The sequence below is a fragment of the Burkholderia sp. 22088 genome (assembly GCF_052045915.1).
In the GTDB taxonomy this organism is placed as follows: domain Bacteria; phylum Pseudomonadota; class Gammaproteobacteria; order Burkholderiales; family Burkholderiaceae; genus Burkholderia; species Burkholderia cepacia.
Genome location: NZ_JBQEPY010000017.1, coordinates 188,461 through 200,572 on the forward strand (window position 1 = coordinate 188,461; position 12,112 = coordinate 200,572).

The following is a 12,112-nucleotide window of genomic DNA, read 5'->3' on the forward strand; positions in this document are numbered from 1 at the left end:
TTGGTTATCAGAAATCGATGTTTCCCGCGTTGCGCAAAACGTTGAACACTCTGCTGATCACGCAGCACCCGGTCGGTAACGCCCGATGCAGCCTGGCCGTTTTCGTGCAGCGACCCGACGCATTCATCGCCATGACATCCATTTCCGTATCGCCCCGCGCGGAAAGCCTGCGCGTCGTCGCGCCGTCCCGCGACGAACTGGCCCCTCCCGACGCGTTGCAAACCGCCGGGCGCCTGGCGGCCGGCTTTGCACGAACTGCGGCCGAACGCGACCAGCAGGGCGGCACGCCGAAGGCCGAGCGCGACCAGTTGCGCGACAGCGGCCTCCTCGCGTTGAGCATCCCCGCCGCCTACGGCGGCCTCGGCGCAAGCTGGCGCACGACGTTCGACGCGGTCCGCGTGCTCGCGGCCGCCGACAGTTCGCTCGCGCACGTGTTCGGCTTCCATCACCTGATGCTCGCGACCGTGCGGCTGTTCGGCACGCCCGCGCAGTGGGAATCGTGGTTCGAGCGAACCGCGCGCCAGCAGTGGTTCTGGGGCAATGCGCTGAATCCGCTCGACGAACGCACGGTCAGCCGTTCGCGCGGCGCATGGCACGAGTTCAGCGGCCAGAAGAGCTTTTGTTCGGGGGCACTCGATTCGCAGATGCTGATCGCGTCCGCGCACGACGCGCAGACGCGCGCGTTCCTGATCGCGGCCGTGCCGACGCAGCGCAGCGGCATCTCGATCGCCGACGACTGGAACAACATCGGCCAGCGCCAGACCGACAGCGGCACGGTCACGTTCGAGAAAGTGCGCGTCGAGGAACACGAACTGCTGACGGACCCCGGCCCGCTGTCGACGCCGTTCGCGTGCCTGCGCCCGCTCGTCGCGCAGCTCGTGCTGACGAACGTGTATCTCGGCATCGCCGAAGCCGCGTTCAGCGACGCGCGGCACTACACGCTGCACGAAGCGCGGCCGTGGCCCGGCGCGCAAGTCGCGAGCACCGGCGACGATCCATACATCCTCGGCCAGTACGGCGAATTCTGGGTCGGGCTCGAAGCCGCGCGCGTGCTCGCCGACCGCGCGGCGGATCGCCTCGACGCCGCGTGGGCGCGCGATGCGGCGCTCACGCATGCGGAGCGCGGCGAGGTCGCGCTCGCCACGGCCGCTGCAAAGGTGTCGGCCACCCGCACCGGGCTCGATCTCTGCACGCGCATGTTCGACGTCGCCGGCGCGCGCGCGACGCATGGCGCGCTGCGGCTCGACCGGCACTGGCGCAACCTGCGCACCCATACGCTCCACGATCCGCTCGCGTACAAGATTCGCGAGATCGGCGAATGGGCGCTCAAGCGAACCTGGCCGACGCCGGGCTTCTACTCGTGAACCGCTCCCCTTCCGATGCGTGGCCCGACGCCGCGCCCGTGCTCACGCTGCCCGACCGGCCCGCGCTGGCGACGTCCATTCGCGCCCGCGCGCAGGTGTTCGTCGATCCGCGCTCGGTCGCGCTCCTCGAACGGATTCGCCTGGTCGCGCCGAGCGACGCGAACGTGCTGATCGTCGGCGAAACCGGCACCGGCAAGGAACTGATCGCGCGGCACGTGCACGGCCTCAGTCGCCGCAGCAACGGGCCGTTCGTCGCGGTGAACTGCGGCGCCTTCTCCGAGACGCTCGTCGAAAGCGAACTGTTCGGTCACGAGAAGGGCGCGTTTACGGGCGCGTTCAGCGCGAAGCCCGGCTGGTTCGAAGCCGCGAACGGCGGCACGCTGTTTCTCGACGAGATCGGTGACCTGCCGCTGTCGATGCAGGTCAAGCTGCTGCGCGTGCTGCAGGAGCGCGAGGTCGTGCGGCTCGGCTCGCGCACGGGCGTGCCGATCGACGTGCGCGTGGTCGCCGCGACCAATGTCGATCTGCAGCAGGCCGTCGCGCACGGGCAGTTTCGCGGCGACCTGTTCTACCGGCTCAACGTCGTGCAGCTCGCGGTCCCGACGTTGCGCGAGCGCCCCGGCGACATCCTGCCGCTCGCGCGCCACTTCTTCGACGACTACCGGAGCCGCCTCGGCTACGGGCCGCGCAGCATCGACCCGCGCGCCGAGCGCCGGCTGCAGGCATACGGCTGGCCCGGCAATATCCGCGAACTCGAGAACGTGATCCATCACGCGCTGCTCGTGAGCCGCCACGACGCACTGCAGGAGGCCGACCTGCATCTCGCGTCGCCCGACGCGACGGCCGCCGCCGAGCATGCACAGGCGCAGGAACCCGACCCGGCAACCGGCGCACAGGCTGCACTCGAACGCGCGCTGCGTGCGCTGTTCGACGAGGATCACGGCAACCTGTTCGAGCGCATCGAGGACACCGTGATGCGCGTCGCGTTCGAATTCAGCCACCGCAACCAGATCCAGGCCGCACGGCTGCTCGGCATCAGCCGCAACGTGCTGCGCGCCAGGCTGATTCGCGCGAAGGAGATCGCGGCAATGAAGTAGCCGCGCATGGGAGCACGCCGCCGCCCCGCTCCGGCGCGTTTCGCGCCGCGATCCGTGCGGCAGGGTTCGAACCTGATGTATCGTGGCGCGATGCGCGCGCCTCGTTCCCCTCCCGCATCCGGTCGTCCGTTGCATGATCGCCCGGGCCCGGCGACAGGGCGCACGCACGATCCTCCGCAACACGAAAGGCCGTCCGGCGCCCGTGCGGGCCCGGCCGTGCCTCGTTCACCCGTCCGGAACCCGTCGCCATGAAAAAGCTTGTCAACCGCCCGTCCGATGTCGTCCGAGAAATGCTGGAAGGCATCGCGCGGCAGTCGCCGCATGTCGCGATCCTCGGCGACGAGCACGTGCTCGTCCGCCAGCCGCTGCCCGAGCCGGCGCAGCGCCCCGTCGCCGTCCTCTCCGGCGGCGGCAGCGGCCACGAGCCCGCGCACGGCGGTTATGTCGGCGAAGGGATGCTGAGCGCGGCCGTCTGCGGCGAAGTGTTCACGTCGCCGTCCACCGACGCGGTGCTCGCCGCGATCCGCGCCAGCGCGGGCCCGAACGGCGCACTGCTGATCGTGAAGAACTACACGGGCGACCGGCTCAATTTCGGGCTCGCCGCCGAGCTCGCGCGCGCGGAAGGCATTCCGGTCGAGACGGTGATCGTCGCCGACGACGTCTCGCTGCGCGGCCGCGTCGAGCGCGGCCAGCGGCGCGGGATCGCCGGCACCGTGCTGATCCACAAGCTCGCCGGCGCGGCTGCCGCGCGCGGGCTGCCGCTCGCACGGGTTGCGGCCATCGCGCGCGACGCGGCGGCCGAGCTGGGCACGATGGGCGTCGCGCTCGACGGCTGCACGATCCCCGGCGCCGACAAGTCGGGCTTCAGCCTTGGCGATCACGAGATCGAACTCGGCCTCGGCATCCACGGCGAGAAAGGCGTCGAACGCCGCGCGCCGCTGCCGGCCGATGCGCTGGCCGACACGCTGCTGTCGAGCATCGTCGCCGATCTCGTGCTCGACCGCGGCGAACGCGTCGCGCTGTTCGTCAACGGCCTCGGCGCGACGCCGGACATGGAACTCGCCATCGTGCTGCGCGCCGCGCACGACAACCTGACGCGGCGCGGCATCGTCGTCTCACGCGCGTGGGCCGGCACGTTCCTGTCGGCATTGAACATGCCCGGCTGCTCGATTTCCGTGCTGCGGCTGAACGACGAACGCGCGGTGCTGCTCGACGCGCCGACGCAGGCGCGCGCATGGCCGGGCGGCGGCGCGGTCAATACGCAGATCCGCGTGGCCGAGGCCGCTGCGCAAGAAGCGCCGCTGCCGCCGCTCGATGCGACCGGCCGCGCGTGGGCAGCGCGCCTGCAACCGGCACTGCATGCGGTCGCGCAGACGCTGATCGATCATGAGCAGACGCTGACGGACCTCGATGCGGCCGCCGGCGACGGCGATCTCGGTGCGAGCATGCTGCGCGCCGCACAGGCGATCCTCGCGCTGCCGGAAACCGCGTACGGCTCGCCGGCCGGCGTGCTCGCGGCGCTCGGCGCCGCGTTGCGCCGCGCCATCGCCGGCAGTTCGGGGCCGTTCTACGCGACCGCGCTGCTGCGCGCATCCCGCCGGCTGGCCGATGTCGCCGAGCCGTCGGCACGCGACTGGGCCGCGGCGTTCCACGGCGCGGTGGACTCGATCAGCGAACTGGGCGGCGCGCACGCCGGCGACCGGACGATGCTCGATGCGCTGGTGCCGGCCGTCGCGGCATTCGAACGGGCGCTCGACAACGATCGCGATCCCGCGGGCGCATGGGCGGCGGCGGTCGAAGCCGCCGAGCAGGGTGCGCAGGAAACCGCGCAGATGACGCCGCGCGCGGGGCGTGCGAGTTATCTCGGCGAGCGTGCGATCGGCACGCCGGATGGCGGTGCGGTGGCGGTGTCGTACTGGTTGCGCGCATTGCAGCCGCACGTGCGATAAGCGGTGGCGGCAGGCTGATGCGGGCCGCCCGCATCAACCTGCCGCACGCGTCCCGGTTCGCCCCGGCAGCAGCGCGGCGCCGATTGCGGCCATGCCGAAACTCGCGAGCCAGCACCAGTAGCCGATTGCATCGAGATGAACCGGCTCGACCCCGCCGGCTTCATTGACGACGATCCGATGCTGCGTCAGGAAGCTCGACCCGAACAGCAGCGCGAGCACGGCCAGGGTGACCGCCTGCGTGCGCCGGCGCTTCGCGATCAGCCACCAGGCCGCGAACACGAGCGGGTTCGCGAGCCACGCGAAGATGCCGAAGAAAAGGCCCATCCAGCCGGTCAGCAGCACCTGCCAGCCGTCGGCCCAGGAATGCGGATCGGGTGCGCCCGTGCGGAACGGCACGGTGAACATGGCGACCAGATAGAGCACGACGCTGATCGCGAGCAGCACGGTCGTGGCGCGGCCCATCGGCGGTCGGACGGTCGCAGTGGCGGGAGTCGATGTGTTCATGGTCGTGCCGGGCGCCCGATGCGGGTCGTTCAGACGCCTTCAACCAGCACGGCACGATAGCGCGCGCCCTTGAAACGATGCTGGACGACGTCCTGGTATTCGGGGCCGTGATACCACGCGTGCGCGGCTTCCTTCGACGGAAACTCGACGATCACGACACCTTCCGGGCCTTCGCCCTCCAGTGTTTCCTGCGGGCCATAGGCGGCGAGCACCTTGACCGGATGCCCGGCGAGCGTCGCGCCGACCTTGCTCTGGTAGACGTCGAGTTCGTGCTGGTCCTGCGTGCTTTCACGTGTAAACACAATGTAGGTGGCCAAGATACGTGCTCCTGATGCGATGCATGGAAGGTGGAAGGGTCGGCCGCCCACCGCACCGTCGGGCAGGACGGCACGCGGCCTGCTCGCAGCTTACAGCGGTTTCGCGACGAGCGCCGGGGCCCGCCGCATGCTCGCCCGAGCAGCTGCGGCGGGCACCACCGGTCGTCCGCGTACGGATCCTGCCGCGACGCGGACGAACGGAAACGGCGCCCGTCACGCAACGGTCGCGGTGGCCTGCATCGTCAGCCAGCCGTCGCGATCCTTCGCCCACAGCTCGATCGTCTTGCCGTCGTCCGACGGCTTGCCGCACAGCGTGAACGGCTCCCCGTCGAACGTCGGGCGCACCGCGCGGAACGCAAAGCTCGCGAGCGCGGCATCGGGCCGTTCGCGGCGCACGAGATCGACGAGCAGCGTCGCGATCAGCGGGCCGTGCACGACGAGCCCCGGATAACCTTCCTCCTGCGTCACGTAGCTGCGGTCGTAGTGGATGCGGTGGCCATTGAAGGTCAGCGCCGAATAGCGGAACAGCATCACCGCGTCGGCCGTGACCGTGCGCGACCACGCCTCGCCTGCCGGCGCCGCGATCGGCTTCGGCGCGGGTGCGCCCGCCTGCGGCGCATCGCGATAGACGATGTCGTGCTCCTCCTCGACGCACGGCACGCCGTCGCACTCGATCCGGTGCTGCACCGTCACGAAGACGAGCCGGCCGCTGCGGCCCGTCTTGTCCTCGAGGTTCACGATCGTCGATTCGCGTATCGCGCGCCGTCCCGTGCGCAGCGGTGCGTGGAACGTCAGGCGGCCGCCGGCCCACATGCGGCGCGGCAGCGGCACGGGCGGCAGGAAGGCGCCGCGCTTCGGGTGGCCGTCGGGGCCGAGTTCGGCCAGCGGCGCGACGGGCAGGAAATAGAGCCAGTGCCACATCGGCGGCACGACGTCGCCGGGCGACGGGCGGTCGAGCGTGGCGGCCAGCGCGTTCAGCGGGAACGCGGTGATGTCGTCGCCGAGCGTTTCGGTCTTGCCGAGCCACGCGTCGAGCGACGCCGGGGCGGACGGCTGCGAGGATGGGGTGGACACGTGCGGAATCTCCGGGAGGCTTGCAACGGCTTCAATATGCACGCCGCGCGCCGTTTCGCGAAGCCGGATTTCCCGAATCCCTTCCAGATTCCCGGCTTCGAACCCGCCTCCCCCGCCGCGTGGCCGCGCCGGACGGCTTTCGTCCGATCATTCGATCGCGCTCGCCGCGCGCGGGCCGGGCCGACATCCTTGCGGCTTGACCACCGCCGGCACGCCGCCTAAATTGCTTCAGACGGGCCGGCCGCGACGTGTCGTACGGGTGACAAAAACGATAGTTTGCTATCGAATTATTTTGCCCCTATCATCTCGCCCATGACCAATCTGCACGACCTCCGCCTCGCCGTCAGCAGCCTGCTCGTGCTGTCCGCGCGCAAGTGGCGCCGCACCAGTGACGGCGTACTGAACGCGTACAACGTGTCCGAGGCCTGCGCGACACCGCTGCTGATCGCCGGGCGCCTCGGCGAAGGCGTGCGGCAAGGCACGCTCGCCGAACACGTCGGCATCGAAGGGCCGTCGCTCGTGCGCCTGCTCGACCAGCTGTGCGCGGCCGGCCTTGCGCGCCGCGACGAGGATCCGCACGATCGCCGCGCGAAGACGATCTCGCTGACGGCCGCCGGCCGCGCGGTCACCGCGAAGATGGAGGAAGACCTGCGCGTGCTGCGTGCGCAGGTGCTCAAGGGTGTCACGCGCGCCGATCTCGAAGCAACGCTGCGCGTGCTCGACGCATTCAATGCGCCCGAATCGCCCCCACCCGCCGCGCGCGCATCCCGCACCGGCAACGCCACGTCATGACCTATCCGAGCCTTCGCGACTGGCTGTTCTCGGGCAAGACGTTCGCCGCGTCGATGCTGGCGCTGTACCTCGGCCTGTATTTCCAGTTGCCGCGCCCGTACTGGGCAATGGCGAGCGTCTACATCGTGTCGAACCCGTTCGTCGGCGCGACACGCTCGAAGGCGCTGTATCGCGCGCTCGGCACCGCGCTCGGCGCGGCTGCCGCGATCTTCTTCGTGCCGCCGTTCGTCGAGACGCCGCTGCTGTTCGCGATCATCGTCGCCACCTGGTGCGGCACGCTGCTCTACCTCGCGATCTCCGACCGCACCGCGCGCAGCTACGTGTTCATGCTCGCCGGCTATACGATGCCGCTCGTCGCGTTGCCGACCGTCACCGATCCGTCCACCGTGTTCGACGTCGCGATCGCGCGTACCGAGGAGATCGTGCTCGGCATCGTCTGCGCGAGCGTGGTCGGCAGCGCCATCTTCCCGAACCGGCTCGCGCCGACGCTGATCGAGCGCACCGATGCGTGGTTCAAGGACGCCGCGTTCTACGGCCGCGAGACGCTGTCCGGGCACCTTGCCGGCAAGGCGCTGTCCGCGTGCCGGCAACGGCTCGCGGCAACCATCACCGGCCTCGAATTCCTGCTGAGCCAGCTGAGCTACGACCATGCGCATCCGCGCATCCTCGCGCGTGCGCAGGCGCTCGCGGGCCGGATGCAGCTGTTCTTGCCGCTGATGTCGTCGCTCGCCGATCCGTTGATTGCGCTGATGCGCGACCTGCATATCCGGCCGGCCGGGCTGGACGACCTGCTTGCCGATGCCGCGAAATGGTTCGACGCACCGTTGCCGGCGGTCAAGGCCGGCAACGACGGCGACATGACCGACGACCCGGTCGCGGAGCGCCTGCGCGAACGGATTGCCGCGCTGCAGCCGGCCGACGACGCGCTCGCGAGCTGGGACGGCGCGCTGCTGTCGAACGCGCTGTGGCGGCTGCGCCAGGTCATCGACATCTGGCAGGACTGCCGCTCGCTGCGCGCGCTGATCGGCAACGAATCGGGCGTCTGGCAGCCGCGCTACCGGCACTGGCGGCTCGGCGGCACCGAGCGCTTCTTCGATCGCGGGATGATGCTGTTCTCGACGCTGACCGTCGCCGCCGCAATCGTGTTCGCGAGCTGGCTGTGGATCGCGTCCGGGTGGCACGACGGCGCCGCGGCCGTCACGCTCGTGGCCGTGTCGTGCAGCTTCTTCGCCGCGCTCGACGAGCCGGCGCCGCTGGTGTTCAAGTTCTTCCTCGCGACGACCGCGAGCGTCGTGTTCGCGGGCCTGTACCTGTTCGTCGTGCTGCCGCACGTGCACGATTTCGCGATGCTCGTCGTGATGTTCGCGGGCCCGTTCATCCTGATCGGCACGCTGCTGCCGCGCCCGCAGTTCAACATGGTGACGATGCTCGTCGCCGTGAACACGGCCACCTTCATCAGCATCCAGGGTGCGTACGATGCCGATTTCTTCGTGTTCCTGAACAGCAACCTCGCGGGCGTCGCCGGGCTGCTGTTCGCGTATGTGTGGACGCGTGCGACGCGGCCGTTCGGCGCCGAGCTCGCGGTGCGGCGCCTGCTGCGCTCGGGCTGGGAAGACGTCGCGCGCTCCGCGTCGACGCAGCCGCTCGACGACCAGCGCAACCACGCGTCACGGATGCTCGACCGCGTCACGCAGTTGCTGCCGCGTCTCGGCGCGTCCGACGATCACCGTCATCCGTCGATCGAAAGCTTCCGCGACCTGCGCATCGCACTGAATGCGCTCGACCTGCGCCGCTCGCGCCGCCGGCTGTCGGGCGACGTGCCCGACGCGATCGACCGCGTGCTGGCCGGCGTCACCGACCACTACGCACGCTGCGCGGCCGCGAACGCGCGCCAGCCGGCACCGCCCGCGCTGCTCGCGACCATCGACGACGCGCTGCAGCGCGTCGCGGGCCGCAACCTGCCGGGCGCCACGCCGGCGGAACACGGCGCCGCGCCCGCTGCGCCGGCCACGCCCGTCACGCATCGCCGGCTGCGCGACACGCTGCACGCGCTCGTCGGCCTGCGCCTGTCGCTGTATCCGGCCGCGGCGGGGCAGCCGCCGCAGGCGCCCGACGGAGCACGCGCATGACCCCGCTTTCCCATCCGTCTTTCCGACCGCGACCATGATCGGCGAAATCGACATCTTCGGCGTATTCGTGCCGGCCCCGCTCGTGCTGATGCTGATCGCCTACCTGATCAACATCGTCGTGCGCGCCGTGCTCGAGCGCGTCGGCTTCTACCGCCTCGTCTGGCACCGTTCGATCTTCGACCTCGGCATCTACGTGTTCGTGTTTGCCGCCGTCGTGATCGTTTCCCACCATCTCGTGGCTAGCTAACCGTGAAAAAAACCTGGCTCTCGGCAGGGCAAATCCTGCTTACCCTGATCGTCGTCGTCGTGGCGGCCGTCGTGCTGTGGCGCATCGTCAACTACTACATGTTCTCGCCGTGGACCCGCGACGGTCACGTGCGCGCCGACGTGATCCAGGTCGCGCCGGACGTGGCGGGCCTCATCACGTCGGTGCAGGTCGCCGACAACCAGGAGGTCAAGCGCGGCCAGGTGCTGTTCGTGATCGACCAGGCCCGCTACACGCTCGCGGAACGCCTCGCCGAAGCCACGCTCGCCCAGCGCCGTGCGACGCTCGCCCAGGCGAAGCGCGAATACGCGCGCAACCTGCAGCTCGGCAACCTGGTCGCGAGCGAACAGGTCGAGGAAAGCCGCACGCGCGTCGAACAGGGTGAAGCCGCCGTCGCCGATGCGCAGGTGTCGCTCGACACCGCGAAGCTGAACCTCCAGCGCACGACGATCGTCAGTCCCGTAGACGGCTACCTGAACGACCGCGCGCCGCGCATCGGCGAATACGTGCCGGCCGGCCGCGCGGTGCTGTCGGTCGTCGACCGCAATTCGTTCCGCGTCGACGGCTACTTCGAGGAAACCAAGCTGCGCGGCATCCATATCGGCCAGCCGGTCGACATCATCGTGATGGGCGAACCGCATACGCTGCGCGGCCACGTGCAGAGCATCGTCGCCGCGATCGAGGATCGCGACCGCACGCAGGGTGCGAACCTGCTGCCGAACGTGAACCCGGCATTCAGCTGGGTGCGTCTCGCGCAACGCGTGCCGGTGCGCGTCGTGCTCGACGAAGTGCCCGACGATTTCCGCATGATCGCGGGCCGCACCGCGACCGTCTCGATGCGCGAAGCCGACACGCGCCGCAACGACAACGTGAAACCGGCAGGCGCCGGCACGGCGTCGGCCGTCGCGCCGGGTTCGACGGCTTCCGCCACGGCCGCCAGCGCAACGGGAGCATCGCAATGAAGCGGCATGGTCTGCGCCTCGCCGCGACGCTCGCACCGCTTGCGCTGGCACTCGGCGCGTGCAAGTCCGTCGGCCCCGATTACACGCTGCCGCAGCAGGCGTACGTGAATGCGCCGCTCGCGAACCACGCGCTCGACGACGCGAACGGCACGCTCGTGTCGCGCGATGCCGTGCCCGGCAACTGGTGGCAGCTCTACGACGATCCCGTGCTTAACGCGCTCGTGCGCGATGCACTGAAGTCGAACACCGACCTGCGCGTCGCCGCGGCCAACCTCGCGCGCTCGCGCGCGGCGCTGGAAGTCGCGAGCCAGCAGGGCGGCTTCTCGGGCGGCGCGGAAGCCGCCGTGCAGCGCGCGCAGGAATCGGCCGAGCAATACCTGCTCGAGAACAAGCTGCCGGTCGTCAACGAAGGCGCGGTCGGCATCAATGTGTCGTACGAGATCGACCTGTTCGGCAAGCTGCGGCGCGGCGTCGAAGCCGCGCGCGCGGACAGCGAGGCCGTCAGGGCCGCCGGCGACCTGGCGCGCATCACGGTCGTCGCCGACGTCGTGCGCGCGTACGTCGAATCGTGCTCGGCCGGCGACGAACTGGCCATCGCGAAGCAGTCGCTCGCGCTGCAGAAGCAGCGCGTCGCGCTGTCGCAGCGGCTGCGCGATGCCGGGCGCGGCAACCAGACCGACGTGACGCGCGGCGTGACGCAGGTGCGCACCCTCGCCGCCGATATCCCGCGCTTCGAAGGCCGCCGCAAGGTCGCTCAATACCAGCTCGCCGCGCTGCTCGCGCGCTCGCCGGCCGACCTGCCGAAGGCCGTCGCCGAATGCGAGCGCCTGCCGAAGCTGCGCCAGCCGATTCCGATCGGCGACGGCGCCGCGCTGCTGCGCCGCCGCCCGGACGTGCGCGAAGCCGAGCGGCAACTCGCCGCCGCGACTGCGCGCATCGGGGTGGCGACCGCCGCGCTGTACCCGTCGATCAGCATCGGTGCGTCGGCCGGCTCGGTCGGTGTCGCAGCCGACCTGTTCTCGTCCAACACGAATCGCTGGTCGTTCGGCCCGCTGATCAGCTGGTCGTTCCCCGTCAACGGCCAGCGTGCGCGAGTGCGCGAAGCCGAAGCCGCGACGGGCGGCGCGCTCGCGCACTTCGACGGTGTCGTGCTGAACGCGCTGCGCGAGACGCAGTCGAGCCTCGCGACCTACGCGGCCGACGTGCAGCGCACGGAAGCACTGCGCACGGCTTATGAATCGGCACGCAGTTCCGCCGACGAAACGCATCGTCTCTATGTGGCCGGCCGCGAGTCGTTCATCTCCGACCTCGACGCGACGCGCACGCTGACGAGCGTGCGGGCGCAGGTGGCGGCAGCCGAAGGCCAGGTCGCGGCCGACCAGGTGCGGCTCTTCCTCGCGCTCGGCGGCGGATGGGATGACGATGCGGCATCCGACGCGTCGAAACAGATATCGAAACAGACACCGAAGCCGACACCCGCAAGCGGTGCGTCGGCGGCCTCGGCCGCCGTGACCGCAGCCGAGTAACCTGCCGGTGAAGAACTAGGAGCGCGTTTGCCGCGCTACGCGCGCCATTCGCTGATCATCTCGCCGGGTGACGCGCGCGCGGCCAGCCTGGGCTCTCCGGAAGCGTCCGACGCATGGCGCCCCGGGCAGCCGT

Annotated in this window: 11 protein-coding genes; 8 read left to right on the forward strand and 3 right to left on the reverse strand. The window is 70.3% G+C overall.

Translation table 11 applies throughout. The features are described 5' to 3' along the window. The first annotated feature begins 131 nt into the window (after positions 1 to 131). The 3 genes from ACTJLD_RS29640 (at position 132) to ACTJLD_RS29650 (ending at position 4,410) form a co-directional block, all read left to right on the forward strand. Entirely contained in the window at positions 132 to 1,364 is a 1,233-nt protein-coding gene (locus ACTJLD_RS29640; RefSeq protein WP_440660313.1) for an acyl-CoA dehydrogenase family protein, read from the forward strand. Then, a complete protein-coding gene (locus ACTJLD_RS29645; RefSeq protein ID WP_175810968.1) occupies positions 1,319 to 2,461 on the forward strand; it encodes a sigma-54 interaction domain-containing protein in 1,143 nt (380 codons plus the stop codon). Before ACTJLD_RS29640 ends, ACTJLD_RS29645 begins: the two co-directional genes overlap by 46 nt. A gap of 248 nt (positions 2,462 to 2,709) precedes the next feature. Beyond that, entirely contained in the window at positions 2,710 to 4,410 is a 1,701-nt protein-coding gene (locus tag ACTJLD_RS29650; RefSeq protein ID WP_060197418.1) for a dihydroxyacetone kinase family protein, read from the forward strand. A gap of 33 nt (positions 4,411 to 4,443) precedes the next feature. On the opposite strand, the gene ACTJLD_RS29655 is transcribed toward ACTJLD_RS29650, so the two are convergent. From ACTJLD_RS29655 to ACTJLD_RS29665, 3 genes are all read right to left on the reverse strand, one after another. Beyond that, complete coding sequence (locus ACTJLD_RS29655) at positions 4,444 to 4,914, reverse strand: hypothetical protein (protein ID WP_176114775.1); 471 nt, start codon at positions 4,912 to 4,914, stop codon at positions 4,444 to 4,446. A gap of 29 nt (positions 4,915 to 4,943) precedes the next feature. After that, positions 4,944 to 5,231: a DUF1330 domain-containing protein gene (locus ACTJLD_RS29660; RefSeq protein WP_021160733.1), complete on the reverse strand. Its 288-nt coding sequence runs from the start codon at positions 5,229 to 5,231 to the stop codon at positions 4,944 to 4,946. A 213-nt stretch (positions 5,232 to 5,444) separates the two neighbouring features. Then, complete coding sequence (locus ACTJLD_RS29665) at positions 5,445 to 6,305, reverse strand: FAS1-like dehydratase domain-containing protein (RefSeq protein ID WP_334068985.1); 861 nt, start codon at positions 6,303 to 6,305, stop codon at positions 5,445 to 5,447. A gap of 312 nt (positions 6,306 to 6,617) precedes the next feature. Here ACTJLD_RS29665 and ACTJLD_RS29670 point away from each other — a divergent pair, with 312 nt between their 5' ends. Genes ACTJLD_RS29670 through ACTJLD_RS29690 form a run of 5 tightly spaced genes read left to right on the forward strand, consistent with a single transcriptional unit; the run spans position 6,618 to position 11,979 of the window. After that, the gene (locus tag ACTJLD_RS29670; protein ID WP_060349515.1) at positions 6,618 to 7,097 is read left to right on the forward strand and encodes a MarR family winged helix-turn-helix transcriptional regulator; all 480 of its coding nucleotides are present in this window, start codon (positions 6,618 to 6,620) and stop codon (positions 7,095 to 7,097) included. Beyond that, complete coding sequence (locus ACTJLD_RS29675; protein ID WP_440660315.1) at positions 7,094 to 9,226, forward strand: FUSC family protein; 2,133 nt, start codon at positions 7,094 to 7,096, stop codon at positions 9,224 to 9,226. The genes ACTJLD_RS29670 and ACTJLD_RS29675 overlap by 4 nt, the downstream gene beginning before the upstream one ends. Before the next feature lie 34 nt (positions 9,227 to 9,260). Further along, positions 9,261 to 9,473: a DUF1656 domain-containing protein gene (locus ACTJLD_RS29680; protein ID WP_027792190.1), complete on the forward strand. Its 213-nt coding sequence runs from the start codon at positions 9,261 to 9,263 to the stop codon at positions 9,471 to 9,473. 2 nt (positions 9,474 to 9,475) lie between these two features. Then, positions 9,476 to 10,453, forward strand: a complete 978-nt coding sequence (locus ACTJLD_RS29685) for an efflux RND transporter periplasmic adaptor subunit (protein WP_440660317.1) — start codon at positions 9,476 to 9,478, stop codon at positions 10,451 to 10,453. Further along, on the forward strand, positions 10,450 to 11,979 hold the full coding sequence (locus ACTJLD_RS29690) for an efflux transporter outer membrane subunit (RefSeq protein ID WP_440660318.1): 1,530 nt from the start codon (positions 10,450 to 10,452) through the stop codon (positions 11,977 to 11,979). The genes ACTJLD_RS29685 and ACTJLD_RS29690 overlap by 4 nt, the downstream gene beginning before the upstream one ends. Positions 11,980 to 12,112: the final 133 nt, after the last annotated feature.

Bases quoted from the DNA above. Each gene is read 5' to 3' on its own strand.
- ACTJLD_RS29645 (WP_175810968.1), top strand. From the start codon at position 1,319: ATGGGCGCTCAAGCGAACCTGGCCGACGCCGGGCTTCTACTCGTGAAC.
- ACTJLD_RS29655 (WP_176114775.1), bottom strand. From the start codon at position 4,914: ATGAACACATCGACTCCCGCCACTGCGACCGTCCGACCGCCGATGGGC.
- ACTJLD_RS29675 (WP_440660315.1), top strand. From the start codon at position 7,094: ATGACCTATCCGAGCCTTCGCGACTGGCTGTTCTCGGGCAAGACGTTC.
- ACTJLD_RS29670 (WP_060349515.1), top strand. From the start codon at position 6,618: ATGACCAATCTGCACGACCTCCGCCTCGCCGTCAGCAGCCTGCTCGTG.
- ACTJLD_RS29640 (WP_440660313.1), top strand. From the start codon at position 132: ATGACATCCATTTCCGTATCGCCCCGCGCGGAAAGCCTGCGCGTCGTC.
- ACTJLD_RS29650 (WP_060197418.1), top strand. From the start codon at position 2,710: ATGAAAAAGCTTGTCAACCGCCCGTCCGATGTCGTCCGAGAAATGCTG.
- ACTJLD_RS29690 (WP_440660318.1), top strand. From the start codon at position 10,450: ATGAAGCGGCATGGTCTGCGCCTCGCCGCGACGCTCGCACCGCTTGCG.
- ACTJLD_RS29680 (WP_027792190.1), top strand. From the start codon at position 9,261: ATGATCGGCGAAATCGACATCTTCGGCGTATTCGTGCCGGCCCCGCTC.